Annotated in this window: 26 protein-coding genes and 1 pseudogene; 14 read left to right on the forward strand and 13 right to left on the reverse strand. The window is 67.8% G+C overall.

The window, feature by feature from the left end; all coding sequences use genetic code 11:
* Positions 1-17: 17 nt before the first annotated feature.
* On the forward strand, positions 18-512 hold the full coding sequence (locus RBB84_RS23730; protein WP_019290153.1) for a DUF3830 family protein: 495 nt from the start codon (positions 18-20) through the stop codon (positions 510-512).
* Positions 513-577: 65 nt separating this feature from the next.
* Here the strand turns inward: RBB84_RS23730 and RBB84_RS23735 are convergent, their stop codons facing one another.
* The gene (locus RBB84_RS23735; RefSeq protein ID WP_064256768.1) at positions 578-1,948 is read right to left on the reverse strand and encodes an amidase; all 1,371 of its coding nucleotides are present in this window, start codon (positions 1,946-1,948) and stop codon (positions 578-580) included.
* A 32-nt stretch (positions 1,949-1,980) separates the two neighbouring features.
* Positions 1,981-2,955 carry a D-2-hydroxyacid dehydrogenase gene (locus RBB84_RS23740; RefSeq protein WP_033096907.1) on the reverse strand — a complete coding sequence of 325 codons (975 nt, stop codon included), beginning with the start codon at positions 2,953-2,955 and terminating at the stop codon, positions 1,981-1,983.
* A gap of 80 nt (positions 2,956-3,035) precedes the next feature.
* Here RBB84_RS23740 and RBB84_RS23745 point away from each other — a divergent pair, with 80 nt between their 5' ends.
* The 3 genes from RBB84_RS23745 to RBB84_RS23755 are packed head-to-tail and all read left to right on the forward strand — an operon-like array spanning position 3,036 to position 5,199.
* Positions 3,036-3,776 (forward strand): hypothetical protein, encoded by a 741-nt coding sequence (locus RBB84_RS23745; RefSeq protein ID WP_064256769.1) that lies wholly within the window; start codon positions 3,036-3,038, stop codon positions 3,774-3,776.
* Positions 3,777-4,517 carry a hypothetical protein gene (locus RBB84_RS23750; RefSeq protein ID WP_064256770.1) on the forward strand — a complete coding sequence of 247 codons (741 nt, stop codon included), beginning with the start codon at positions 3,777-3,779 and terminating at the stop codon, positions 4,515-4,517.
* Complete coding sequence (locus RBB84_RS23755) at positions 4,504-5,199, forward strand: GntR family transcriptional regulator (protein ID WP_006550439.1); 696 nt, start codon at positions 4,504-4,506, stop codon at positions 5,197-5,199. Before RBB84_RS23750 ends, RBB84_RS23755 begins: the two co-directional genes overlap by 14 nt.
* Positions 5,200-5,205: 6 nt before the next feature.
* On the opposite strand, the gene RBB84_RS23760 is transcribed toward RBB84_RS23755, so the two are convergent.
* A complete protein-coding gene (locus tag RBB84_RS23760) occupies positions 5,206-5,826 on the reverse strand; it encodes a TetR/AcrR family transcriptional regulator (protein WP_064256771.1) in 621 nt (206 codons plus the stop codon).
* Between the two features lie 83 nt (positions 5,827-5,909).
* Between RBB84_RS23760 and RBB84_RS23765 the strand changes: the two genes are divergently transcribed.
* On the forward strand, positions 5,910-6,533 hold the full coding sequence (locus RBB84_RS23765; RefSeq protein WP_064256772.1) for a hypothetical protein: 624 nt from the start codon (positions 5,910-5,912) through the stop codon (positions 6,531-6,533).
* 13 nt (positions 6,534-6,546) lie between these two features.
* Here the strand turns inward: RBB84_RS23765 and RBB84_RS23770 are convergent, their stop codons facing one another.
* The 8 genes from RBB84_RS23770 to RBB84_RS23805 all read right to left on the reverse strand — a co-directional run bounded on the left by RBB84_RS23770 (position 6,547) and on the right by RBB84_RS23805 (position 14,174).
* Entirely contained in the window at positions 6,547-7,284 is a 738-nt protein-coding gene (locus RBB84_RS23770) for an acetoacetate decarboxylase family protein (RefSeq protein ID WP_064256773.1), read from the reverse strand.
* A 69-nt stretch (positions 7,285-7,353) separates the two neighbouring features.
* A complete protein-coding gene (locus tag RBB84_RS23775; protein ID WP_033096902.1) occupies positions 7,354-8,229 on the reverse strand; it encodes an aldo/keto reductase in 876 nt (291 codons plus the stop codon).
* A gap of 94 nt (positions 8,230-8,323) precedes the next feature.
* Positions 8,324-8,548: a hypothetical protein gene (locus RBB84_RS23780; RefSeq protein ID WP_064256774.1), complete on the reverse strand. Its 225-nt coding sequence runs from the start codon at positions 8,546-8,548 to the stop codon at positions 8,324-8,326.
* Between the two features lie 38 nt (positions 8,549-8,586).
* The gene (locus RBB84_RS23785; RefSeq protein ID WP_064256775.1) at positions 8,587-9,636 is read right to left on the reverse strand and encodes an acyl-CoA dehydrogenase family protein; all 1,050 of its coding nucleotides are present in this window, start codon (positions 9,634-9,636) and stop codon (positions 8,587-8,589) included.
* Positions 9,633-10,604, reverse strand: a complete 972-nt coding sequence (locus RBB84_RS23790; protein ID WP_064256776.1) for an acyl-CoA dehydrogenase — start codon at positions 10,602-10,604, stop codon at positions 9,633-9,635. Before RBB84_RS23790 ends, RBB84_RS23785 begins: the two co-directional genes overlap by 4 nt.
* Positions 10,601-11,761, reverse strand: coding sequence for an acyl-CoA dehydrogenase family protein (locus RBB84_RS23795; protein ID WP_064256777.1), 1,161 nt, complete (start codon positions 11,759-11,761; stop codon positions 10,601-10,603). Before RBB84_RS23795 ends, RBB84_RS23790 begins: the two co-directional genes overlap by 4 nt.
* Positions 11,761-12,630, reverse strand: coding sequence for an enoyl-CoA hydratase (locus RBB84_RS23800; RefSeq protein ID WP_019290144.1), 870 nt, complete (start codon positions 12,628-12,630; stop codon positions 11,761-11,763). The genes RBB84_RS23795 and RBB84_RS23800 overlap by 1 nt, the downstream gene beginning before the upstream one ends.
* Positions 12,627-14,174, reverse strand: a complete 1,548-nt coding sequence (locus tag RBB84_RS23805) for a FadD3 family acyl-CoA ligase (RefSeq protein ID WP_064256778.1) — start codon at positions 14,172-14,174, stop codon at positions 12,627-12,629. The genes RBB84_RS23800 and RBB84_RS23805 overlap by 4 nt, the downstream gene beginning before the upstream one ends.
* 44 nt (positions 14,175-14,218) lie before the next feature.
* Here RBB84_RS23805 and RBB84_RS23810 point away from each other — a divergent pair, with 44 nt between their 5' ends.
* The 8 genes and pseudogenes from RBB84_RS23810 to RBB84_RS23845 form a co-directional block, all read left to right on the forward strand.
* The gene (locus RBB84_RS23810; RefSeq protein ID WP_064256779.1) at positions 14,219-15,427 is read left to right on the forward strand and encodes an acyl-CoA dehydrogenase family protein; all 1,209 of its coding nucleotides are present in this window, start codon (positions 14,219-14,221) and stop codon (positions 15,425-15,427) included.
* Positions 15,424-16,239 (forward strand): SDR family oxidoreductase, encoded by an 816-nt coding sequence (locus RBB84_RS23815; protein ID WP_064256780.1) that lies wholly within the window; start codon positions 15,424-15,426, stop codon positions 16,237-16,239. Before RBB84_RS23810 ends, RBB84_RS23815 begins: the two co-directional genes overlap by 4 nt.
* A 34-nt stretch (positions 16,240-16,273) precedes the next feature.
* Positions 16,274-16,885, forward strand: coding sequence for a TetR/AcrR family transcriptional regulator (locus RBB84_RS23820; RefSeq protein WP_006550428.1), 612 nt, complete (start codon positions 16,274-16,276; stop codon positions 16,883-16,885).
* A gap of 9 nt (positions 16,886-16,894) precedes the next feature.
* Positions 16,895-18,043, forward strand: a complete 1,149-nt coding sequence (locus RBB84_RS23825; RefSeq protein ID WP_033096893.1) for an acetyl-CoA C-acetyltransferase — start codon at positions 16,895-16,897, stop codon at positions 18,041-18,043.
* A gap of 124 nt (positions 18,044-18,167) precedes the next feature.
* Complete coding sequence (locus tag RBB84_RS23830; RefSeq protein ID WP_006550426.1) at positions 18,168-18,437, forward strand: DUF2277 domain-containing protein; 270 nt, start codon at positions 18,168-18,170, stop codon at positions 18,435-18,437.
* 118 nt (positions 18,438-18,555) lie between these two features.
* Positions 18,556-20,871 carry a carbon starvation CstA family protein gene (locus RBB84_RS23835; protein WP_064256781.1) on the forward strand — a complete coding sequence of 772 codons (2,316 nt, stop codon included), beginning with the start codon at positions 18,556-18,558 and terminating at the stop codon, positions 20,869-20,871.
* Between the two features lie 41 nt (positions 20,872-20,912).
* Positions 20,913-21,050: a YbdD/YjiX family protein gene (locus tag RBB84_RS23840; protein ID WP_244866468.1), complete on the forward strand. Its 138-nt coding sequence runs from the start codon at positions 20,913-20,915 to the stop codon at positions 21,048-21,050.
* Between the two features lie 15 nt (positions 21,051-21,065).
* Positions 21,066-21,428 (forward strand): annotated as a pseudogene (locus RBB84_RS23845) (enoyl-CoA hydratase); the annotation flags it as partial.
* Between the two features lie 27 nt (positions 21,429-21,455).
* Here RBB84_RS23845 and RBB84_RS23850 read toward each other — a convergent pair.
* Entirely contained in the window at positions 21,456-22,082 is a 627-nt protein-coding gene (locus RBB84_RS23850; RefSeq protein ID WP_006550423.1) for a response regulator transcription factor, read from the reverse strand.
* Positions 22,079-23,293: a sensor histidine kinase gene (locus RBB84_RS23855; protein WP_050993522.1), complete on the reverse strand. Its 1,215-nt coding sequence runs from the start codon at positions 23,291-23,293 to the stop codon at positions 22,079-22,081. The genes RBB84_RS23850 and RBB84_RS23855 overlap by 4 nt, the downstream gene beginning before the upstream one ends.
* Before the next feature lie 126 nt (positions 23,294-23,419).
* Here RBB84_RS23855 and RBB84_RS23860 point away from each other — a divergent pair, with 126 nt between their 5' ends.
* Positions 23,420-24,487, forward strand: coding sequence for an ABC transporter permease (locus RBB84_RS23860; protein WP_024102903.1), 1,068 nt, complete (start codon positions 23,420-23,422; stop codon positions 24,485-24,487).
* The last annotated feature ends 6 nt before the right edge of the window (positions 24,488-24,493 follow it).

The following is a 24,493-nucleotide window of genomic DNA, read 5'->3' on the forward strand; positions in this document are numbered from 1 at the left end:
CGAACGAGGGAGTCCGCGTGGCCCGATACATCACGATCACTCTCGACAAGCGCGACATCACGTGCAGAGCACGGCTTCTCGACGACGAGGCGCCGCTCACCTGCGCGGCGGTGTGGGACGCCCTGCCGCAGAGCGGTTCGGCGTTCCACGCCAAGTACGCCCGCAACGAGCTCTACACCCTCGTCCCGAGGATCACCGCGGCACCGCACCGGGAGAACCCGACGGTGACGCCGATCCCGGGGGATGTGTGCCTGTTCGACTTCGAACCGTGGGAGATCGGTAATCCCGCATACGGTTACGAACCCGGCTCGCAGGCCCATGCGCAGCAGGGAGCGACCGATCTCGCGTTGTTCTACGGCCGGAACAATCTGTTGCTCAACGGCGATGTGGGCTGGGTGCCGGGCAACGTCTTCGCGACGATCGAGGATGGCCTGCCCGAACTCGCCGTCGCGTGCAACGACCTGTGGATCCAGGGGGTCGTGGGGGAGACTCTGAGCTTCGCACGCGCATAGACGGGCACCGCACGGGAACGGCACCGCACAGTCTGTGCGGTGCCGTTCCCGTGCAGACCTCTTCTTCAGCTCAACGCGTACTCGGCGAATCGCGCGACAGCGAGCAGCAGGTCGTCCGAGTGCCGCGGCCCGACGATCTGCAGACCCACGGGCAGACCCGCCGAGGTGGTGCCCACAGGGATGCTGATGGCCGGCTGCTGCGTGAGATTGAAGGGATAGGTGAACGGGGTCCACTGCGGCCACGAGGTCAGCGACGAATCCGGAGGCACGTCGTGGCCGGCCTCGAAGGCGGGGATCGGCATCGTCGGGGTGATCAGCACGTTGTACCTCTGGTGGAAGATCCCCATCGTGATGCCGACCGCCGCCGCGACCGCGCGGGCCTCGAGATAGTCCACGGCACCGAGTTGTTCGCCGTGGGACCACACGCGTCCGAGACCGGGATCCACCTTGTCGCGCGTGCCCTCGGGGAAGGTCCTCAGCATCGTCGCTGCGCCTGCCGCCCAAAGGTTCTCGAAGGCATCGAGCGGATCGGGGAAACCGGGATCGGCGGCGGTCACGCGCAGCCCGGTTTCGTCGAGGACGCGGACCGCCCGGTCGACGATCTCACCGACCTCGGGGTCCACGTCGACGTAGCCGAGGGTCTTGGAATAGGCGACGTCCATCCCCACCACCTCGCGGTTGAGGCCACCGCGGAAGGTCGTCAGCGGCGGCGCAAGGGCCGTCGGGTCCCGGGGATCGGGCAGCGCGAGGATGTCGGTGAGCAGCGCCGCGTCCTCGACCGTCCGGGTGATCGGCCCGGCGTGCGCGAGCGGCCCGAACGGGCTGGCGGGGAAGATCGGGATCCGGCCGTGAGTGGGCTTGAAACCCACCACGCCGCAGAACGATGCGGGGATGCGGATACTGCCCCCACCGTCGGTGCCGACGGAGCACGGACCGAAGCCGGCCGCGACCGCCGCCGCGCTGCCACCGGACGAGCCACCGGCGGTCTTCGTCGTATCGACGGGATTCGTGGTCACCCCGTACAGGGCCGAATCGGTCACCGCCTTCCACGCGATCTCCGGGGTGGTGGTCTTGCCCACCAGCACCATTCCGTCCTCGCGCAGCCGGGCCGCGACCGGGCTGTCGACGTTCCAGTCCTGGTTCTCGTCGATGGCCTGCGAGCCCCGCAGGGTCGGCCATCCGTCGGTGAGGAAGACGTCCTTGATCGAGATGGGGACCCCGTCGAGCAGACCCTTCGAATAGCCGGTCCGCCACCGCTCCTCGGAGCGGCGTGCCTGGTGGAGGGCCTTCTCCTCGTCGACGAGGCAGAACGAGTTGATCTCGCGATCGTGCGCCGCGATCCGATCGAGCACGGCCCGTGTCACCTCGACGGGAGACAACTCGCCCGAGGAGAACGCCGACACGAGTTCGACGGCGGTCATGTCTGTGGGCTCCATCGTGCCTCCTTCTCGTCGGACGATGCCGACTCTCACGCGCCGGGCACGTAACCCAGCTTCTTGTCCACCACGTTCCGAAGAGGTTCGCCACTGCGGTGACGGTGGAAATTGTCGATGAAGACGTCCACCAGCGCATCGCGCCAGCCCACGAAATCCCCCGAATTGTGCGGGGTGATCGAGACGTTCGGCATGTCCCAGAGCAGATGGTCCTCGGGGAGCGGCTCGACGTCGAGCACATCCAGTGCGGCACCGGCGATGGCGCCCGACCGCAGTGCCTCGACGAGGTCGTCGGTGCGCACGAGTTCGCCCCGCCCGACGTTGACGAAGCGGGCCTGCGACTTCATCGCGGCGAACATCCGGGCGTCGAACAGGTGCCGGGTCTGCTCGGTGAGAGGCGCGGCCACGACGACGAAATCGGCGTCGGCGAGGGCGCCGGGAAGATCCGCGGTCGTGGTGACGGTGCCGAAATCGGGGTCGTCGTCGCGAGGGCGCCGGCCCGAGCCTCGGACCGTCATCCCCACGGCCGAGAGCAGGCGTGCGATCGCGCGGCCGATCGGACCGGTGCCGACGACGAGCACGGAGCGACCGGCGATGCGTTCGGACTCGCGGTGCTTCCAGATGTGCTCGCGCTGGAGCCGCAGGGATTCGGGGATGTCCTTGGCGAAGGAAAGTATCTGGGCGAGTACGTATTCGGCGATCGCCCCGTCGAAGACTCCGCGGGAATTGGTGACGACCACGTCGCTGTCGCGCAGGTCGGGGAACATGAGGGCGTCGACCCCGGCCGCGGCGACATGGATCCACTTCAAGGAGGTCGCGGCGTGCCAGGCCGCGGGCAGGGCGTCGGTGAGGAAGTCGTACGCGAAGAGGATGTCGGCGCCGTCGAGTGCGTCCGCCAGACCGGCGGCGTCGGTGTAGCGCACCGTGGCGTGTTCGGCCACCGGGGCCATCCACGCACGATCCGGCACGGCTTCGGCATGAAGCACTGCAACGACCGGCTGGGCATCCACGTTGACACCGTAAGAGCGCCTCGTATTATTGTCAACAATCCTCAAGGCTGAGGGAACTGTTGACGAAGCCGAGGGACCGTATGGAACTGAACATTCCCGAATTCGAAGGTCCTCTGGCTCAGCGGGGCATCGGTGTGATCGCACCCTTCGATCTCGCTCTGGAACGAGAACTGTGGCGATGGGCGCCGCTCGAGGTCAGTCTGCACCTCGCTCGAACCCCCTACGAGCCGGTGCCGGTCAGCCGTGCCATGGCCGAGCTGGTGTCCGACCGACGGCACCTGATGGTCGCGACCCGCGACGTGCTGTCGGTGGAACCGGAAGTCGTTGCCTATCTGTGTACGTCGGGCAGTTTCGTCAACGGGGTGGCCTACGAGAAGGCCCTGTGCGACGCGATCTGCGAGGCGGGCGCACCGTGCGCGGTCACGACCTCCGGAGCGCTGCTCGAAGCCCTCCACAAACTCGACCTCACCCGCATCTCGGTGATCACCCCCTACGACCGGGAACTCACCGACCTGCTGCACGACTTCCTGAAGGAGGCCGGAACCGAGGTCGTCCGGTCGTCACATCTCGGGCTCGGCGGCGGCATCTGGAAGGTCAACTACCGCACCATCGCCGAACACATCATCGGGGCCGATACCCCCGAGTCGCAGGCGATCTTCGTCAGTTGCACCAACCTGCCGACCTACGACCTGATCGCGCCGCTCGAACGGGAACTCGGCAAGCCGGTCCTCACGGCCAACCAGCTCACCATCTGGGCGTGCCTGGGACGGATGAAGCTGCCCATGACCGGACCGGGGAAGTGGTTGAGAGGAGTGTTCTGAATGCATCGTGACCGTCCGACCATCGGGATCGTCTACCCGGATCATGCCGCCGAGGACGACTACCCGTTCGCCGCCGAACTCCTGGGGGTGAATCTGCCCGTCGCCCACATCTACGGAACAGATCTGCACGCCGTTCCCGAACTCCTCGACCTCGGGAGCCCGGCCAAGCTCGCCGGGGGAGCGGCGCAGTTCGCGGACGAGCCCCTCGACGCCCTTGTGTGGGCGTGCACGTCGGGCAGCTTCGTGTACGGACCCGAGGGGGCACGCACCCAGGTCGAGCAGCTCTCCCGGGAGGCGGGAGGCGTGCCCACGACGAGCACGAGCATCGCGTTCGTCGCCGCACTTCGGGCGCTCGGAGTCGGCCGGGTGGCCGTGGCGGCGAGTTATCCGCGGGACGTCGCCGAACTGTTCGTCGCCTTCCTAGCGGACGCCGGTGTCGACGTCGTCTCGCTCGCCGACGCCGGCATCGACACCGCCGCCGAGGTCGGCACCCTGACCGACGAGGCCGTCCTCGAATTCGTGAGGACCAACGATCATCCCGACGCACAGGCGGTCCTCGTCCCCGACACCGCGATGCACACGCTGCGGATCATGCGGGAACTCGGGAAGGAGACCGGCAAGCCGGTGCTGACCGCCAACCAGGTCACCGTGTGGCACGGCCTGGAACTCGCCGGATATACAGTGGAATGCCCGGAGCTGGGCTCACTGTTCGAGGAGGATACCGATCATGGTGCTCGGTGATCTGGAAGATCTACGTCCTGTCACCCGGCCGTCCACGGCCGAGCTCATCGCCGAACAGATCCGGTCGGCCATCGTCCGGGGTGCGCTCGGTCCCGGCGAACAGCTGGGGGAGGCCGAACTCGCGGCGCACTTCCAGGTCTCCCGGGGCCCGCTGCGAGAAGCCATGCAGCGGTTGCTGTCCGAAGGTCTGCTCTACAGCATCCGCAATCGGGGCATCTTCGTCACCGAGCTCACCTTCGACGACGTCGTCGACATCTACCGCAGCCGCTGGGTCATCGAGGGCGGTGCCCTCGACCTGGTGCTGGACGGCCGTCGCGAACAGACGTGGAAGGCCCTCGAACCGGCGATCGAGGAGATGCGCACCGCCGCCGAACGCGAGGACGCCACCGGTGTCTCGGACGGCGACCGACGTTTCCACGAGATCCTCGTGGCCAGTGCCGACAGTCCGCGGCTCGTGCGGGCGGCCCGCACGCTGCTCGTCGAGACGCGGATGTGCCTCGGCGCCTTGCAGACCACCTATCCCGACCTGCACGTGCAGGTGGACGAGCACGTCGTGCTGCGGGAGGCGATCCGCACCGCCGACCGGGAGGAGGTGCGGCGTCTGCTCGACGAGCACCTGCACGACACGGTCACCCGGCTCCGCGAGCGTCAGAACGTCGACGGCGTGATCGCGTCCGGCTGATACCGCTCAGCCGGGCGGGGTGAACGACGACAGGGCCGTTGCGGCGATGTAGTCGGCGGCGTCCTCCGCCGACAACCGTCCTGCCGCGACTTCGGTTGCGGCACAATGGACCAGGCTGTGCAGGACCGACGCCAGCCAGGACGACGCCAGGTCGGTGCGGAACGCCCCTTCGGCGCGACCGCGCTCGATGAGGGCGGTCGCGCGGGCGAGCAGGCCGTCGTGTGCGGCGCGGACGTCCTCGGCGGGAAGTGCTTGTTCGGCCGCCGCGAGCAGTGCCCCCGCGTCGGCGGTCAGCGACCACGAACCCGCGATGTGGCGGTGCAGGGCGTCGCGGGGGTCGCCCGTGAGGTCGATCCGGTCCATGGTCTGTTCCGCCTCGGCGAGCGTGCGCTGCACCACGGCGGTGACGAGTTCTACGCGCGTGGGGAAGTGGCCGTAGAGCGTGACACGCCCGACGCCGGCGGCCTTGGCGATCTCCCCGATGCTCGCGTCGGGATCACGACTGAGTGCGATGCGCGCGGCGTCGAGGATCGCCTCGATGTTCCGCTCGGCGTCCGCACGTTTCCTGGCACGGGGGGATTCCGGGCGGGGGGACTCGGGACGAGGGGATGCCTCGTGGGTGGTCACGGATCCTCCTCTTGTCGAACACTGATGTTCAGGTTACGCTGATCGCCAAATCGAACATCACTGTTCAACTTAGGCGGATCCTCATGACGAGCTCCGACATCACCATCGTCCCCGTCGATCGACCTGCGACCGGCATCGACCCGAAGGCGCTGCTACGAGGGGTGCTGCGCCGGTGGCCGAGCCTCGTCGCAGTCGCCCTCGCCGCGTTCGTCCTCGCGGACGGGGGCACCGACTTCCCGGCGATCCTCACCGGCGCGGCACTGGTCTATCTCGGTGCCGCCGTGCTGGGTCGTCGCAGCGCGGCCTGGCCGCTGTTCCTCGGCGCCGTCGCGCTGATCGGCATCGGCAAGGTCGCCGTCGTCGCGTTCGGGGTACCGGTCGAGATCACCGTGGTGATGGTCGCGCTCGGTGCCGCCGGCGCCGTCTACGGACTCGCGCGCACCCCGGCCGGCCGGGCGATGCTCGTCGGGCCGTCGGCCGTGGCCATGCTGGGTTTCGGTGCCGTCGCGGTGGCCGCGGTGACGGTCACCCCCGTCCCAGCGGGCGTGATCGTCGGGCTCGGACTGCTCGGTCACGCCGCGTGGGACTACGTTCATTTCCGCCGGAACACCGTGGTCGCCCGCTCGCTCGCGGAGTTCTGCGGTGTGCTCGACACCCTGCTGGGTGTCGCGGTGATCGTCCTCGCCGTCTCGGGCGCGCTCTCCTGAGTCCGGGAGAGTCTCAGACGACGGTCGCGTTGCCGAAGATCATCCGCAGATCGGCGATCGACGACGAGGTCAGTGCGCGTCGGGGCAGACCGAGCGACCGCAGTTCGTCGGCGATCGGATGCGTCCCCAACCGTAGGGTCGCGCCGCCGAACCGGGTGCGCACGCCGCTCGGATTCATCTCCCAGGTCGTGCAGCGGGTGACGTCGTCGATGTGCGAGTAGGCGGCGAGCGAGGCTGCAAGGCCGTTGCCCGGCACCGGAAATCCGGGCGCCACCGCCAGTTCGGCGATCAGCACTCCGTCGGCGGAGACCGAACCGCGCTTGGTGCTGCTGTCGTGGTCGGCGTCGAAGTCGGCGAGGGTCTTCGGGAAACCCCAAATGCCGCGTCCCGCCGCAAGAGTGAAGTCGCCGTCGACGGGCAGATGGTGGATGAGCGCACCGGCCTGCCCGCCGACCAGGCTCCGCCAGTCGCCGACGATGCCGTCGCCGCGGTTGCGGTGGTTGCGGACGAGGAAGCACACCCCGAACTCGTTGTACGGGCCGAGATCCCCGTCGACGTAGTCCACGAAGACGAGCGTGCAGATCCCGTGGCCCGGCCGGTATTGCAGGATCTCGAGCCCGGTGTGGGCGACGAGTTCCTGCGCGGCGCGCACGGGAACCGAGAACATCCCCATGAACGCCGTGGCCGTTCGGACCTGCACGGGCATCGTGACCGGTTTGCCCAGCACCAGATGCGTCGTCGTCTCGCTCATCGCTGCCTTCCGGAAGTCGGACGTGCGTACCCGACAATGAGAACACGTTCCAGTTCCGGAGAGAAGGGATCAGGAGGGGGCGCCGATGTTCATCTCGTCGGGATGCGCGCCCACCCGCGTGCCGTCGTCGAGCGTGTCGAGTTCGCTGAGGTCGAGCTCGTCGAGCTCGAAGTCGAAGACGTCGATGTTCTGGGAGATGCGCTGCTCGTGCACCGACTTCGGGATGACGATCAGCCCGTTCTGCAGATGCCAGCGGATGAGTACCTGCGCGGCCGACTTGCTGTGACGGTCGGCGATGCGGGTGACGATCGGGTCGACGAGCAGGGTGTTCGGCTTCGAGTTCGGACCCCAGCCCGAGTTGCTCGTGCCCCCGAGCGGGCTCCACGACTCCACGGCGATGCCGTGTTCGGACGCGAACCGGCGGATCTCCTGCTGCGACAGGTGCGGATGCAACTCCACCTGATCCACCGCCGGAAGCAGCCCGCCGCGATCGACCAGCAACTGCAGGTGGTGCGGTTCGAAGTTGCACACTCCGACCGCCTTCGCACGCCCGGACTCGGCGATCTTCTCGAGGGCGTCCCAAGTGCGCAGGATCCGCTCGCGGTCCTGCAGCGGCCAGTGGATCAGGTACAGATCGACGTACTCGGTGCCCAGCTTCTTCAGGCTCGTGTCGAAGGCCTTCAGCGCCGGCTCGTAACCCTGATCGGAGTTCCACAGCTTGGTGGTGACGAAGATGTCCTCGCGCGGCACCGACGACGCGGCGAGCGCGCGCCCGACGCCTTCCTCGTTGCCGTAGGCCGCGGCCGTGTCGATGTGCCGGTAACCGGCCTCGTCGATCGCGTATCGGACCGCATGTTCGGTCTCGTCGTTGGTGGCCTGCCAGACTCCCAGGCCCAGCTGCGGGATCGTCGTTCCGGAATTCAGCGTGATCGTGGGAGGTGTCATCTCTCCGACGTTAGCGAGCCGCCGCGGCGGGCGCGAGTGATCCCGGACGATCGGGTGCTCTCCGGCCCGCGGGCTCCGAGGACGGGTGTCGAGTTCATCCGCCGGACGCCGGGGGACGGCAGGCGAACAGCGCCGCCCACGTATCGACCTCCCGTCGGCCCGTCAGCCGCACGACCGGCAGATCGGGACGTTGTGCGAGCGCGGTGAGGACGCGGTCGCGGTACCCACCGTGGGTGCGCGGTGAACTCCTCGACGTCCCCGCCACGAGGACGCGGCGGGGACGCGCGGGGAGTGGAACCGAGGAATCGAGGAGGCGCATCACCGATCTTTCGCAGGGATCGCCGCCGACGATATTGCTCAGGCCGATATTGCGCTCAGGTACTCGCGCGGTTGCCCGAACAACTGGGCGCTGCCGTGCGCCCGCTTGAAGAACAACTGCGCGTCGTGCTCCCAGGTGATCGCGATCCCGCCGTGCAGCTGCACGGCCTCCGACGCGACCTGTTGGAGGGCTTCCGAACAGTAGATCTTCGCGGCGTACGCGTCCTGCGGATCCTGCGACAACGCAGCCGCATACGACATCGATCGCGCCGTCTCTACGAGCGCGTACATGTCGGCCATGCGGTGCTTGAGCGCCTGGAACGACCCGATTGCGCGACCGAACTGCTTGCGGTTCTTCGCGTAGTCGACGGTCAGGTCGAGCACCGCTTGCGCGGCACCCACCTGCTCGGCCGACAGGGCGATCGCCGCGGACGCCCGCAACCGGTCGACGAGATCGTCGGACGATGACAGGCGACGACCGGTCACCGCCGAGAACGACACCTCCGCGAGGGAACGCGTGGGATCCATCGTGGGCACGCGGCGCCGCGACACCCCGTCGGTCTCCGGATCGACCTCGAACAGACCGACCGTGTCACCGTCGGCGGCGAGCACGAGCAGGGTGGACGCGATGTCGCCGCCCAGCACGTAGTGCGCGGTTCCGGTCAGCACGTTGCCCTCGGCGCTCACGCCGGGACGCTGCCAGCCGGTGGCCGACGCCCAGCACACCGCGACGACCTCGCCGGCCGCGATGCCGGGGAGCAGACGCGCCGCCGCGTCGGCATCACCGGACAGCAGCACGGTCTGCGCCGCGAGCACCGCCGACCCCAGGAACGGCGACGGGGTGAGCGTGCGGCCGAGTTCCTCGAGCACCACGTGGGCCTCGACCCACGAGGCGCCCACACCGTCGTATTCCTCCGGGACGGCGAGGGCTGCGACCCCGACCTGCTCGACGAGCATCGTCCACAGTTCGTCGTCGTACCCGCTGCCGGTCGTGATCGCCCGCCGGACGGCAGCCGAATCGGAGTGCTTGGCGAGCAGGGTACGCACCGAGTCCCGCAGTGCGGCACGATCTTCCGTCTCGAACGTCATGACGCCTCGCTCTCGAGTGCCGCGACCACGCGTGCCCGGTGCTCGTCGGGGGTGCCCCACGCGGTGACGAGCGCGCGGACCTTCGTGATCCACAGCGACAGATCGTATTCCTGGGTGTAGCCGATCGCGCCGTGCACCTGCAGTGCCGTGCGCGCGGCGAGATAGGCGGCGTCGCCGCACGCGACCTTGGCCGCCGAGACGTCCCGGGACGCAGTGGACAGCTCGTCGCGGACGGCGATGGCCGCACCGTGCAGCAGCGGACGTGCCATCTCCAGCGCGACCGCCACCTCGGCGAGATGGTGCTTGACCGCCTGGAAGGAGCCGATCGCGCGGCCGAACTGCTTGCGCTGCTGCGCGTACTCGACGGTGGTGTCGAGCAGAGTCCGGCCCAGGCCTTGGAGCTGAGCTGCAGACGCGAGGACACCGATGTCGAAAGCCGCAGCGGTATCTGTGGATCCGAGCGACTCGCCGACGGTGAGCGAGGCAAGCGTGCGCGACCGGTCGACCGACTCGCGCGTGTCCCCGGCGGTGCCCATCGAGACGGTGCCGTCGGCGACGTGCAGCGCGAGGTCGGCGACGTGCGCGTCGACCGCGTACGGCGCGTGGGGGAGCATCGCGACGGTGGCGAGCGATCCGGCGGCAAGCGGGCCGAGACGCTCGGGCGCCACGGCGGCGAGCAGAACCGGTGCCACCGCGACGGTTTCGACCACCGGACCGGGCACGGCGTGGCGGCCGAGCTGTTCGACGGCGACGACGAGGTCGACCGCGTCGGCCCCGAGGCCGTCGTGCTCCTCGGCGACGAGCAGACCGTTGACGCCGGTCTCGGCCAGTCGCTCCCACACCTGCAGACCCGGTGCCGTGTCGCCGTTGTTCCACGCACGGATCACCTGCGGCATGTCCGACTTGGTGAGCAGGGCGTCGATACTGGACGCGAAGTCCTCATGGGACTCGTCGAGTGCGAATCTCATCGATCACCCCTCGGAAGGCCGAGCAGCCGCTCGGCGATGACGTTCTTCTGGATTTCGTTGGTACCGGCGTAGATCGGGCCCGACAGCGAGAACAGATAACCGTCGGTCCAGCCGTCGACGAGTTCGGCGTCCGCACCCTGCAGGTCGAGCGCCGTCTCGTGCGCGGCGATGTCCCACTCGGACCAGAACACCTTGTTGATCGACGATTCGGCGCCGAGCTGCCCGCCCGCGGTCAGGCGCGTGACGGTGGCCCAGGTCGACAGCTCGTAGGCGCGGGCCCCGATCCACGCGTCGGCGACGCGGTTGCGGAGCGCGGTGTCGCCGTGGAGGTCGGATTCGCCGTAGGCGCGCAGCAACCGGTCGGTGGCCGCGAGGAATCGGCCCGGCGCACGCAGCGACAGACCGCGCTCGTTGGAGGCGGTGCTCATCGCGACCCGCCATCCCTCGTTCACCGCACCGATCACACCGGACTCACCGGGACGCTCCGGGTCGTCGGGGACGAAGACATCCTCGAGGAAGATCTCCGCGAAGCCCGGCTCACCGTCGAGCTGCGGGATCGGTCGCACGGTGACGCCCTCGGCCCGCAGGTCGAACATGAAGTAGGTGATGCCCTTGTGCCGCTGGGCCTCCGGGTCGGAGCGGAACAGACCGAAACCCCTGTCGGCATAGGACGCCCGCGAGCTCCATGTCTTCTGGCCGTTGAGCAGCCAGCCGCCGTCGACCTTCGTGGCGGTCGAGCGCAGCGACGCGAGGTCGGAGCCGGACTCGGGTTCCGACCAGGCCTGGGCCCAGATGTCGTCGGCCCGGGCCATGCGCGGCATGATGCGGGCGAGCTGCTCGGGGTGGGCGTGCTCGAACAGGGTGGGGGCGAGCAGGAAGATGCCGTTCTGGCTCACCCGGCCGGGCGCACCGGCGCGGTAGTACTCCTCCTCGAACACGACCCACTGCTCGAGGGTCGCGTCGCGGCCGCCGAGTTCCTCGGGCCACGAGACGACCGACAGGCGTGCATCGGCGAGGGTCCGTTCCCACTGCCGGTGTTCTTCGAAGCCCTCGGCCGTGTCCATCGACTTCAGCGGCGTCTTCGGGACGTTCTCGGCGAGGAAGGCGCGTACCTCGTCGCGGAACGCGAGGGTGGCGTCGTCGAGCTGCAGATCCACTACTTCGCTCCTTCCACCGGACGAGCGCTCGCGGCCATCGACTTGGCGTTCATGCCGCCGAGCGAGTCGGCGCCGACCTCGGCGTTGTGCGCGTGCGCGAAGTGGTGCAGGCCGAAGACCGAGTCCATGCCGTTGCGCATGCCCATCTGGTCCTCGCACTGGTTGACGGCGCGCTTGGTGAGCGCGAGCCCGAAGCGGGGCATCTCCGCGATGCGGGCGGCGAGGGCGAGCGTCTCGTTCTCGAGCTCCTCACGCGGCACGACGCGGCTGACCATGCCCACCTCGTAGGCGCGCTGGGCACTGAAACGGTCACCGGTGTAGAGGATCTCCTTCGCGAAGCGCGTTCCGAGGATCCACGGGTGCGCGAAGTACTCGACACCCGGGATGCCCATGCGCACCACGGGATCGGAGAAGAAGGCGTCCTCGGACGCGACGATCAGGTCGCACACCCACGCCAGCATGAGACCACCGGCGATGCAGGCGCCCTGCACGGACGCGATGGTGGGCTTGGGGATCTCGCGCCAGCGGCGGCACATCCCCAGGTAGACCTCCATCTCACGGGCGTAGCGCTGGTCGCCGCCGGGCTTGTCGACGTGGTCCCACCACATCACGGCCTTGTTGTCGTAGTGGACGTGGTGGTCGCGGCCCGGGGTGCCCAGATCGTGGCCGGCGGAGAAGTGCTTGCCGTTGCCGGCCAGCACGATCACCTTGACCTCGTCGTCCTCGACGGCCCTCTCGAAGGCGGCGTCGAGCGCGTAGGTCATGACCGAGTTCTGGGCGTTGCGGTAATCGGGTCGGTTGAGAGTGACGATCGCGACGCCGTCGCGCACCTCGTAGGTGACGACATCGGGCTCGAACGGGACGGTCATGACTTCTCCTCACGCAGAACGTTCTTCAGTACCTTGCCGGACGGGTTTCGGGGCAGCGCATCGATGAACCGAACCGATCGCGGCGCTTTGAAGTTGGCGAGTTTCTCTCGGGCGTACGTGATCACGTCGTCCTCGGTGAGCGGATGTCCGTCCAGCGGGACCACGAACGCCCGGCCGACCTCACCCATGCGCTCGTCGGGGACACCGATCACCCCGACCTCGTGGACTCCCGGCAGGCGCAGCAGTGCCGCTTCGACCTCCGCCGGATAGACGTTGAATCCGCCGCTGATGTACATGTCCTTGAGACGATCGGTGATGTCGAGATAGCCGCGTTCGTCGACGGTCCCGACATCGCCGGTGTGCAGCCACCCGTCCTCGTCGATCGTCTTGGCCGTGGCCTCGGGATCGTCGAGATAACCGAGCATGACGTTCGGGCCGCGCAGCAGGATCTCGCCCTTGTCGCCGATGCGCACCTCGAACTCCGCGGTGGCGCGTCCGGACGAGGTGGAGACGGTGACGGGATCGTCGTCGGTGCGGCACATCGTCGCGACGACCGCCTCGGTCTGCCCGTAGGCGGTGAGCACCGCGTCGAAGCTCAGTTCGTTCTGCATGCGCTCGACGAGGGAGACGGGCACGGGTGCGGCGCCGGTGACGGCGATGCGCAGGTTGCTCAGGTCGTACTCGCCGCGCCGCGGGTGGTCGAGGATGGACTGGTAGATCGTCGGGGCGCCCGGGAGGACGCTGATGCGCTCGGCCGCGACCATCGCCATGACCTTCTCTACGTCGAAGGTCGCGAGGGGGATGACCGTGGAGCCCTCGAGCAGTGCGGCGACGAAGCCGGCCTTGTACCCGAAGCTGTGGAAGAACGGGTTGATGATCAGGTAGTTGTCGTCGATCGTCAATTCGGCGCACTCAGCCCACGCCTGCGCGACACCGATGCACTGACGGTGGGCGCTGAGCACGCCCTTGCTGCGGCCGGTCGTGCCCGAGGTGAACAGGATGTCGGAGACGTCGTCGGGGGTCACGGCCGCGGCGCGCGCGTCGGCCTCGGTGCGGGCGGCGTCGGTGGCGGAGGACAGGAAGTCCGCCCACTCGACGACCCCGTCGATCGGCGCGTCGTTCCCGCCCAGCGGGACCCGCACGGTCGTCGGGATCGACAGTTCCGGAGCGGCCTTGCACAGTTCGGTGTAGCGGTCGGTACCGAGGAAGTCGCCGACCACGACGAGGGCCTCGGGGCGGACGCGCTCGACGACGTCGGCGGCCTCGTTTCCGGTGTAGCGGGTGTTGAGGGGTACGACGACCCCGCCGGCCCAATGTGTACCCAGGGCAGCGATCACCCAGTGGAACGTGTTGGGTGACCAGATGACGACGCGCGCACCGCGTTCGACGCCGCGGGAGACGAGCGCCGCGGCGACATCGCGGACGTGGTCGCGCAGTTGTGCGAAGGTCAGCCGGGTGTCGCCATCGGCGATCGCGAGCAGGTCCGGCCAGGTGTCGGCGGCACGTACGAGTGCGGCCGGAGTGGTTCTCGGTCGTGTGTTCACAGAGCTCCCTACCTAGCAATTGCTTGGTAGGTTATCGTACGGATGTGCACGAGAGCGAGAGCCAGGAAAATGCGGAGTTCGCAGCCACCGTCCGACAGTGGCTCGAAGACAACCTGACCGGCGAATTCGCCGAGCTCAGAGGCAAGGGCGGACCCGGAAGCGAACACGAGTTCTTCGAACAGCGACTCGCGTGGGACCGACATCTGGCCGCTGCCGGATGGACCTGCATCGGCTGGCCCACCGAGTACGGCGGGCGCGGCGCGAGCATGGATCAGCGCGTGATCTTCCACGAGGAGTACGCGAAGGCGAACGCGCCCGCGCGCGTCAACCACCTCGGTGAGGAACTGCTCGGCCCCACCCTCATCGCGTTCGGGACCGAGGAACAGAAGCAGCGCTTCCTGCCCGGGATCCGTAACGTCACCGAACTGTGGGCGCAAGGCTACTCGGAACCGGGAGCCGGTTCCGACCTCGCCAACGTCTCCACCACCGCCCGCCTCGACGGCGACAAGTGGGTGATCAACGGTCAGAAGGTCTGGACGTCGCTCGCACACGTCGCACAATGGGCCTTCGTCGTCGCGCGGACGGAACCCGGTTCGACCCGCCATCACGGCCTGAGCTTCCTGCTCGTGCCCCTCGACCAGCCCGGCGTCACGGTGCGGCCCATTCAGCAGCTCACGGGCACCTCCGAGTTCAACGAGGTCTTCTTCGACGACGCCGTCACCGACGCCGACCTCGTCGTCGGTGCCCCCGGCGACGGGTGGAAGGTCGCGATGGGTCTGCTGACCTTCGAACGCGGCGTCTCCACCCTCGGGCAGCAGATCGGCTTCGCCCGCGAACTCGACGGCATCGTCTCCGTCGCCGAGAGCAACGGTGCGATCGACGATCCGCACCTCCGCGAACGCATCGCCCGCGCGCGGATCGAACTGCGGGTCATGCGTGCCCACGCCCTGCGCACCCTCGGCGACGCCGACCCGGGTCAGGCCTCGGTCGCGAAACTGCTGTGGGCGAACTGGCATCGCGACCTGGGGCAACTCGCCATGGACGTGCAGGGATCGTCATCGCTCGTCGGCCCCGATCACGACCATGCCGGAAATCCCTCCGACATCACCGATCCCGAACATCTCGAGCTCGCGGAATGGCAGCGGCTGTTCCTGTTCACCCGCGCCGACACCATCTACGGCGGATCCAACGAGATCCAGCGCAACATCATCGCCGAGCGCGTGCTCGGCCTTCCCCGGGAGGCACGTCCGTGACCGCAACACCCCGTCCCGCATCCCCGCTCGCGACCCCGCCGGTCGAGACCCCCGGCCACGGACTGCTCCGCGACAAGAAGGTCGTGGTCACCGCCGCCGCCGGTACCGGCATCGGATTCGCCACCGCGCGTCGCGCGCTGCTCGAGGGCGCCGACGTGCTCGTCTCCGACTTCCACGAGCGCCGGCTCGGCGAGTCCGCGGAGAAGCTCGCGGCCGAGTTCCCCGAACAGCAGGTCGCGACGATCGTGTGCGACGTGTCGTCCACCGAACAGGTCGACGCCCTCATCACCGGCGCCGCCGACCGGCTAGGGCGCATCGACGTGCTCGTCAACAACGCTGGACTCGGTGGCGAGACGCCCGTCGTCGAGATGACCGACGAGGAATGGGATCGCGTCCTCGACATCACCCTCACCAGCACCTTCCGCGCGACCCGCGCGGCACTGCGCTACTTCCGCTCGGTCGACCACAACGGCGTGCTCGTCAACAACGCGTCGGTACTCGGCTGGCGCGCCCAGCACTCGCAGGCGCACTACGCGGCGGCGAAGGCCGGCGTCATGGCCCTGACCCGCTGCTCCGCGATCGAGGCCGCCGAATACGGCGTGCGCATCAACGCCGTCGCCCCGTCCATCGCCCGACACCCCTTCCTCGCGAAGGTCACCAGCGAGGAACTGCTCGACAACCTCGCCGCCGGTGAGGCCTACGGCCGCGCCGCCGAGGTCTGGGAGGTCGCGACGACCATCGCGATGCTCGCGAGCGACTACACGACCTATCTGACCGGCGAGGTCGTGTCGGTCTCCTCCCAGCGCGCATGAACCCGCTCTCGGTCGGCTTGAAAGGATGTCCGTCATGACTCCCTCACGCGACGACACCTCCAGCAAGTCCGGACGCCGCGCGGAACTGCTCGACATCGCAGCCGACCTGTTCGCGTCGCGCGGTGTGCGGGCCACGACCGTGCGCGACATCGCCGACGCGGCGGGAATCCTCTCCGGCAGCCTCTACCATCACTTCGATTCCAAGGAGTCGATGGTGGACGAGATCCTGCGGGCCTTCCTCGACGACCTGTTCGACCGGTACCGCAAGATCGTCGCGTCGGGTCTGCCGTCCCGCAAAACCCTCGCGGCACTCGTCACCACCTCCTACGAGGCGATCGACCGGTCGCACGCCGCGGTGGCGATCTACCAGGGTGAGGCCAAGCATCTCGAGGGCGACCGCTTCGCCTACATCGGCGAACTCAACACCGAGTTCCGCGACCTGTGGGTGGGCGTGATCGAACGCGGCGTCGCGGACGGTTCGTTCCGGCCCGACGTCGACGTCGAACTGGTCTTCCGGTTCCTGCGCGACACCGTGTGGGTGGCCGTGCGCTGGTACCGGCCCGGAGGCTCCCTCAGTATCGATCAGGTTGCCCAGCAATACCTTTCCATCGTTCTCGACGGACTGTCGAACCAGAATTCTTCGTAAGGAGACATCATGACCGAGGCCTACATCGTCGACGCGGTGCGCACCCCAATCGGCAAGAAGAAGGGTGGGCTCGCGGACGTGCACCCGGCCGACCTGGGCGCGCACGTGATCAAGGCGCTCGTCGAGCGCACAGGCATCGACCCCGCCGACGTCGACGACGTGGTGTTCGGTTGCGTCGACGCCATCGGCGGCCAGGCCGGCAACATCGCCCGCACCGCGTGGCTGGCCGCCGGCTACCCGCAGCACGTGCCCGGCGTGACCGTCGACCGTCAGTGCGGGTCGAGCCAGCAGGCCCTGCACTTCGGTGCCCAGGCGATCCTCAGCGACACCGCGGATCTCATCGTCGCCGGTGGCGTGCAGAACATGACGCAGATCCCGATCTCCGCGGCCATGATCGTCGGGCAGCAGTACGGCTTCGACACCCCCTTCGGTGGGTCGAAGGGCTGGACGGAGCGCTACGGCAGCGACGAGGTGTCGCAGTTCAAGGGTGCCGAGATGATCGCCGAGAAGTGGGACCTCAGCCGCGAGGAACTCGAGAAGTGGGCGCTGCAGAGCCACGAGCGCGCCAAGGCCGCCATCGCCGAGGGACGCTTCGAGAACGAGATCGTCCCCTTCGGTGACGCCACCGTCGACGAAGGCCCGCGCGAGACCAGCCTCGAGAAGATGGCGTCGCTGCAGACCCTCGTCGAGGGCGGACGCCTGACCGCCGCCGTCGCCAGCCAGATCTCCGACGGCGCATCCGCGGTGCTGCTCGCCTCCGACGAGGCCGTGAAGAAGTACGGCCTGAAGCCCCGCGCGCGCATCCACCACCTCAGCGCCCGCGGCGACGACCCGATCTTCATGCTCACCGCCCCGATCCCCGCCACGCAGTACGCCCTCGAGAAGGCCGGCCTGACGATCGACGACATCGACCTCATCGAGATCAACGAGGCCTTCGCGCCGGTCGTCCTGGCGTGGATCAAGGAGATCGGCGCCGACCCGTCGAAGGTCAACGTCAACGGCGGCGCGATCGCCCTCGGCCACCCGCTCGGCGCGACCGGCACCAAGCTGATGGCGACACTGCTCAACGAGCTCGAGCGCACCGGTGGTCGCTACGGCCTGCTCACCATCTGCGAGGGTGGCGGGACCGCCAACGCGACCATCATCGAACGCGTCTGACCCACCCCCTTCACATCCGCGCGCCCGTTCGTCATCCGCTGCTGCGATCGCCGCAGCGGACGGACAGCGGGCGCGCGGAAGCGAACGTATGGTCCGGTCCGGAGGTGACGTCTACCCTCGAAGCATGTGCCGGAACATCACGGAGCTGCGGGGGCTCGAGCCGGCTGCGACCGCCGAGGAGATCGAAGCGGCCGCACGGCAGTACGTCCGTAAGGTCAGCGGGATCCACAAACTCTCCGACGCCACCCGGGAGCCGTTCGAACAGGCCGTCGCCGAAGTGACCGCGACGACGACGAGATTGCTCGCGGCCCTTCCCGAGCGGCGGCAACCACCGCCCTCGGTGCCGCCGCTACGTCGGCCCGAGGTGCAAGCCAGGATCGCCGCACGCGGCTGATCGATTCCGGTTCGTTCGTCGACGCGCGCGGGTAGCGTGACGCTGGTCGAGATTCGAGCACGTTCGAGGCCCGTCGCGACCTCCGCGGGTCTGCGGGCGAGCCTGGTGAGGAGCCGATATGGCCGTCGATCCTGCGTCGAGAACGAGCGAAGTCGAGTACCTCCGGACCGATCCCGATCTTCCACCGGTCGGTGTCGTCGACCGGACACCGATATCACCCACCGCGAGGATCGTCTTTGTCGTGCTCGCGATTCTGGGGGCGGTCGCCTGGTCGATCATCGCGCTGGTCCGCGGCGAGGAGATCAACGCGGTCTGGTTCGTCATCGCCGCCGTGTGCACCTATCTCGTCGCCTATCGCTTCTACGCGAAGTTCATCGAACGCAAGATCGTGCAGCCACGCGACGACCGTGCGACACCTGCCGAGGAACTCGAGAACGGCAAGGACTACATGCCGACGGACCGTCGGGTGTTGTTCGGCCACCACTTCGCCGCCATTGCCGGCGCGGGCCCGCTCGTCGGCCCGGTGCTCGCCGCCCAGATGGGTTATCTGCCCGGCACGATCTGGATCATCGTCGGCGTCGTCTTCGCCGGTGCGGTCCAGGACTTCCTCGTCCTGTGGATCTCCTCGCGCCGCCGCGGACGCAGCCTCGGCCAGATGGCCCGCGAGGAACTCGGGCCGATCGGCGGCGTCGCGGCGCTCATCGCGGTCTTCGTCATCATGATCATCCTGATCGCGGTGCTGGCATTGGTGGTCGTGAACGCGCTCGCCGACAGCCCGTGGGGCCTGTTCTCCATCGCGATGACCATTCCCATCGCACTGTTCATGGGCGTCTATCTGCGCTATCTGCGACCCGGCAGGGTCGCGGAGGTGTCGCTGATCGGCGTCGTTCTGCTGCTCGTCGCGATCATCGCGGGTGGCTGGGTCGCCGAGACCGACTGGGGAACGAACTGGTTCACCCTGTCCCCGGTGACGATTTCGTGGCTGATGATCGCCTACGGATTCGCGGCGTCGGTGCTGCCGGTGTGGTTGCTGCTCGCCCCGCGCGACTATCTGTCGACCTTCATGAAGGTCGGCACGATCGTCCTGCTCGCGATCGGGATCCTCGTCGCACGACCGAACCTGGAGATGCCCGACATCACGTCGTTCGCCATCGACGGTGACGGCCCGGCCTTCGCGGGGTCGCTGTTCCCGTTCCTGTTCATCACCATCGCATGTGGCGCACTGTCTGGATTCCACGCGCTCATCTCCTCGGGCACCACCCCGAAACTGCTCGAGAAGGAGAAACAGATCCGGCTGATCGGCTACGGCGGCATGCTCACCGAGTCGTTCGTCGCGATCATGGCGCTGGTCACCGCCTGCATCATCGACCAGCACCTGTACTTCACGCTCAACGCTCCGGCCGCCCTCACCGGCGGCACCCCGGAGACCGCCGCCGCCTACGTCAACGGTCTCGGGCTGGGGTCGCCCGACATCACCCCCGAACAGATCTCGGCGGCAGCCGAATCCGTCGGGGAGGAGTCGATCATCTCCCGTACCGGTGGTGCCCCGACGCTCGCGTTCGGCATGTCCCAGGTGCTCAGCGACCTGTTCGGCGGCGACAGCCTCAAATCGTTCTGGTACCACTTCGCGATCATGTTCGAGGCGCTGTTCATCCTCACCACCGTCGACGCGGGAACGCGTGTCGCGCGGTTCATGCTTTCGGACTCGCTCGGCAACTTCGGCGGTCCCGCTCGTCGCTTCAAGGATCCGTCCTGGCGTCCCGGCGCCTGGTTGTGCTCCGCGGTCGTCGTCGGCCTGTGGGGTGCGATCCTGCTGATGGGCGTCACCGACCCGCTGGGCGGCATCAACACGCTCTTCCCACTGTTCGGCATCGCCAACCAGTTGCTCGCCGCGATCGCCCTGACCGTCGTGCTCACCGTCGTCGTGAAGAAGGGACTGGTGAAGTGGGCGTGGATCCCCGGCGTGCCGTTGGTGTGGGATCTGATCGTGACCATGACGGCGTCGTGGCAGAAGATCTTCTCCGGCGACCGCGCGGTGGGGTACTGGGCCCAGCACCGAGCTTTCGTCGACGCGAAGAACTCCGGCGCAACCACATTCGGTTCGGCGAAGACTGCCGACGAGATCGATGCCGTCATCCGCAACACATTCATCCAGGGCACGTTGTCGATCGTGTTCGCAGTGCTCGTGCTCATCGTGGTCGCCGCAGGAGTAGTGGTGTGTACCAGATCGGTCCGGGCCGGAGGTATGCCCACCACCGAAACACCCGACGTGCCGTCGAAGATATTCGCGCCCGCGGGCTTCGTGCCGACCCCGGCCGAGAGGGAACTGCAGAAGGAGTGGGACGAACTGATCGCATCGGGCAAGGTCCGCGCCCCGGGCGCCGCACACACCCATGCCTCGCGGCATCGCGACGGGGACGGAGGTGGGTCGTGATCACAGCACTGCGTCGGGCGTGGTGGTGGGTCGGGGCGGTCATGGGCGACCACGACTACGCGAGGTACGTCGAACTGCACCGCCGGCTGCATCCCGATCGGCCGCCGCTGAGCGAACGCGACTACTGGCGTGAGCGGCACGCCGCAGCAGATGCGAACCCGGGAAGCCGATGCTGTTGAGCAGGGAGGTCGGGCATGACGCCGTACGAATCGATCCGCGTCGAGACGCGCGATCGGGTGACGACCGTGATCATGGCCCGTCCCGAGCGCCGGAACGCGGTCGACGGTCCGATGGCCGCCGAACCGGCCGACGCGCCTCGTGCTCTCCAAACCGGTGATCGCGGCGGTGGAAGGCTACGCGGTTGCCGGTGGACTCGAACTGTCACAGTCTTCCCACAGACCTGCATGCGCAACGACCGCCGCTCGGTCTACGAACAGGTCGGCCGCTCCGAATCCGAGGCGCTCGGATTCGTATTCGCCCTCGGTATGGAGTCCGTTGGAAGCGACACGGTCGGAGGGGCAGCGCGGTTCGCGTCCGGGGAGGGCAGGTACGGTTCGTTCTCCTGGCCCGATCCTCGACACCGATCACGCGATCAGGCCCCGCTCGCGCGCCGCGACCACTGCGGCGGTGCGATTGTCCACGTCCAATTTGGTGAAAGCGTGCACCAGATGGGATTTCACGGTTGCCTCACTGACGAAGAGCTGTTTGGCGATCGCGCGATTGGACAACCCTTCGGCGACCAGCGACAGCACTTCGATTTCGCGGGCGCTGAGGTCGGTGCGGGGCTGCTGCATGCGGCGGTAAAGGCGCTGGGCCACGTCCGGGTCCAGGACGGTCTCCCCACGGGCCGCCGCGAACACCGATTCGATCAGCACTTTCGGGTCGGTGTCCTTGAGGAGGTAGCCCGCCGCACCGGCTTCGACCGCGCGCAGAATGTCCGCGTCCGTGTCGTAGGTGGTGAGTACGACGACCCTCGGCGGATCGGCCGCAGTCAGGATCCGGGCGGTCGCCTGCGCCCCGTCGATCCCCGATCCCAGACGCAGATCCATCAGCACCACATCGGGTTTCTCGGCCGACGCCGAAGCCACGGCTTCCTCACCCGACGATGCTTCGGCGACCACCATGATGTCATCGTGCGACGCCAGCAACGCGCGTAGTCCCGCCCGTACCACCGGGTGATCGTCGACGAGCAGTACACGTACCGCACTCATGCGACCCGCCCGATCGGAAGGGTTGCGGCGACCGCGGTTCCGTCTCCGGGTGCCGATTCCACGACGAGTGTGCCACCCAGTTCGGCCAGTCGTTCCCGCATCGACCGTAAGCCGAATCCACCGTCCTGACGTTGATCGAAGCCGATACCGTCGTCGACGATATCGAGCCGTACTTCGTCGGATGCGTAGCTCAATGTCACCCGTACCCGACGCGCCCGCGAATGCAACCGCACGTTGGCGAGAGCACTCTGGGCGACGCGGAGCAAGGCGACGTCGAAGTCCGTCACCAGCGGGATCGGATCGCTGTCGGTGAGTAGGTCACCGGTGATCCCGGTCTGCTGCTCGAGTTGGTCGAGCAGGCGCCGCAACGCGGATTCGAGCGGTGCGGACTCGAGCGCAACCGGCGCGAGCGCGTCGACCACTCGGCGGGCCTCGATCAGATTCTGCTGCGCGGTGTCCGCGATCTGCGCGAAGACCGCCGCGGAATTGTCGGGAGCGCGCTGCCCGGCTCGAGAGAGCAGCAGAATGGACGAAAATCCCTGCGCCAGAGTGTCGTGAATGTCACGCGCGAGGCGGGAACGTTCGGTCAGTGCGCCCGCTTCCCGTTGCAGCGCGACCAATTCGTCCTGCGCCCCGAGCAACTCTCGGTGCGCCTCGGTGAGTTCGTCCACCAACTGCTGTCGCTGCGCGGACTGCCGCACCAACTGTTGGTAGACGACGGCCATTCCGGCGGCAGCTGCCGCCCCGAACACCGGTCCGAGAATCGAGGCAACCGTGTTCGTGGTGCCGTGCCACAGCGTCGCTGCGATCGCTATCGCGGTCAGCATGATCGTCACCGTCAACGCGACCGGAGTGGAGAACAGGGGAAAGCACAGGAAGAACAGGGCGAACGCCAGCCAGACGAAGTTGACATCCGCCACCACGAGAGCCAACCAGCCCAGCCCGAGCGCCGCGAACCAGATCTGCCCCGACCGGCGCTGTACCGGCTCCCCGTTCTCGAAGCCCTCACGCTGCGCGAACCAGATCCCGAAGAGATACCACCCGGCTACCACGACAGCGAGCGCGACGATCGGAACGGGATGAGCACTGTCGGTAACCGTGCGCACGACACCCACCGCGAGGAGCAGGAAGAACAGCAGATGGGCGCCGAATTGCATGGCGCGTAGCACCGGCACGGCCCCGCCCGAGTCAGACCCATCGGAATTCCGCATCTCGCCCACTCTAATACCGCACTATGCCGTCGACCGCACCGATCGACGATCTCCGACTTTCGATGGATCAGCGAACCCAACCAATGCGCGATGCCGGGAATGTTGCCTTGCACGACACTGAGATGCATGTTCCTCGCTTTCCGTGATCTCCGGTTCGCCAAAGGTCGCTTCACGCTGATGACCTCGGCCCTGTTCCTCATTTCGCTGATGGTGGTCACGCTGTCGGGGCTGACCTCCGGACTGGGTAATCGGTCCATCGCTGCGATCGAGAACATCGGCGCCGACCACTTCGCATTCGGTGCTCCCCCCGATGGCCGCTCGGTCTCGTTCGCCGAGTCGACCGTGACGACGCGGCAGTATGCGGAACTTGCGGAGGCCGACGGTGTCGATGCTGCGTCGATCATCGGGGTGGCACCCGCTCGGATCAGCGTCGACGGTCGAGAAGTTGCCGCTTCTGCGTTCGGCGTCGACGGGCATTCTTTCGCCGCTCCGGTCGTGCTCGGTGCCGGCTCGGTAGCCGTGGACGCCGACCTCGCCAATGACAACGGATGGACGAACGGAACCCGGATTTCGATGAGCGGAAAGGTATTCACCATCACCGCTCTGGTCGACGACTCGTTCTACAGTCATCAGCCCGTGGTCTGGATGGACCACGACGCATGGATGTCACTGCCTTCGGCCGGTGGCAGTGACGGCACCGTCGTTGCATTGCGGACCTCCGCAGGGTTCGACGCCGATTCTGTCGGTGAGGCGACCGGGACGGCCGTCACCGACGGCCGCGGTGCGCTGAACGCGATCGGGTCGTACACCTCCGAGCGTGGATCGCTGCTGTTGATGCAGACGATGCTGATGATCGTCAGCGCCTTGGTCGTCGGGGCCTTCTTCACGGTATGGACCATCCAGCGCGGCCAGGACCTCGCTGTGCTCAAGGCTGTCGGTGCCTCCACCCGCTATCTGCTCCAGGACGCACTCGGGCAGAGCTCGATCGTGCTGGTACTCGGATCCGGACTTGGAACCCTGGCCGCAGCCGGTCTCGGAACGGCAGCCTCGCAGTCGGTTCCGTTCTCGCTCACGATGTCCACCACCGTGGTTCCGTTCCTCGCCCTCGTTGCGACGGGCATGATCGGCGCGGCTGCTTCCCTGGTCCGTATCGCCAAGGTCGACCCGCTCGCTGCCCTTGCAGCCGCTCGATGAGTCATC

It is taken from the genome of Rhodococcus sp. D-6 (genome assembly GCF_040256695.1).
GTDB classification, from domain to species: Bacteria; Actinomycetota; Actinomycetes; order Mycobacteriales; family Mycobacteriaceae; genus Rhodococcus; species Rhodococcus pyridinivorans.

Excerpts from the sequence above, each read along its gene's own strand:
- RBB84_RS23755 (WP_006550439.1), top strand. The coding sequence starts at position 4,504 with ATGGTGCTCGGTGATCTGGAAGATCTACGTCCTGTCACCCGGCCGTCC.
- RBB84_RS23770 (WP_064256773.1), bottom strand. The coding sequence starts at position 7,284 with ATGAGCGAGACGACGACGCATCTGGTGCTGGGCAAACCGGTCACGATG.
- RBB84_RS23775 (WP_033096902.1), bottom strand. The coding sequence starts at position 8,229 with ATGACACCTCCCACGATCACGCTGAATTCCGGAACGACGATCCCGCAG.
- RBB84_RS23735 (WP_064256768.1), bottom strand. The coding sequence starts at position 1,948 with ATGGAGCCCACAGACATGACCGCCGTCGAACTCGTGTCGGCGTTCTCC.
- RBB84_RS23745 (WP_064256769.1), top strand. The coding sequence starts at position 3,036 with ATGGAACTGAACATTCCCGAATTCGAAGGTCCTCTGGCTCAGCGGGGC.
- RBB84_RS23840 (WP_244866468.1), top strand. The coding sequence starts at position 20,913 with ATGGGCGACCACGACTACGCGAGGTACGTCGAACTGCACCGCCGGCTG.
- RBB84_RS23800 (WP_019290144.1), bottom strand. The coding sequence starts at position 12,630 with ATGACCGTCCCGTTCGAGCCCGATGTCGTCACCTACGAGGTGCGCGAC.
- RBB84_RS23790 (WP_064256776.1), bottom strand. The coding sequence starts at position 10,604 with ATGAGATTCGCACTCGACGAGTCCCATGAGGACTTCGCGTCCAGTATC.
- RBB84_RS23820 (WP_006550428.1), top strand. The coding sequence starts at position 16,274 with ATGACTCCCTCACGCGACGACACCTCCAGCAAGTCCGGACGCCGCGCG.
- RBB84_RS23855 (WP_050993522.1), bottom strand. The coding sequence starts at position 23,293 with ATGCGGAATTCCGATGGGTCTGACTCGGGCGGGGCCGTGCCGGTGCTA.
- RBB84_RS23835 (WP_064256781.1), top strand. The coding sequence starts at position 18,556 with ATGGCCGTCGATCCTGCGTCGAGAACGAGCGAAGTCGAGTACCTCCGG.
- RBB84_RS23830 (WP_006550426.1), top strand. The coding sequence starts at position 18,168 with ATGTGCCGGAACATCACGGAGCTGCGGGGGCTCGAGCCGGCTGCGACC.
- RBB84_RS23825 (WP_033096893.1), top strand. The coding sequence starts at position 16,895 with ATGACCGAGGCCTACATCGTCGACGCGGTGCGCACCCCAATCGGCAAG.
- RBB84_RS23860 (WP_024102903.1), top strand. The coding sequence starts at position 23,420 with ATGTTCCTCGCTTTCCGTGATCTCCGGTTCGCCAAAGGTCGCTTCACG.
- RBB84_RS23765 (WP_064256772.1), top strand. The coding sequence starts at position 5,910 with ATGACGAGCTCCGACATCACCATCGTCCCCGTCGATCGACCTGCGACC.
- RBB84_RS23780 (WP_064256774.1), bottom strand. The coding sequence starts at position 8,548 with ATGCGCCTCCTCGATTCCTCGGTTCCACTCCCCGCGCGTCCCCGCCGC.
- RBB84_RS23850 (WP_006550423.1), bottom strand. The coding sequence starts at position 22,082 with ATGAGTGCGGTACGTGTACTGCTCGTCGACGATCACCCGGTGGTACGG.
- RBB84_RS23785 (WP_064256775.1), bottom strand. The coding sequence starts at position 9,636 with ATGACGTTCGAGACGGAAGATCGTGCCGCACTGCGGGACTCGGTGCGT.
- RBB84_RS23750 (WP_064256770.1), top strand. The coding sequence starts at position 3,777 with ATGCATCGTGACCGTCCGACCATCGGGATCGTCTACCCGGATCATGCC.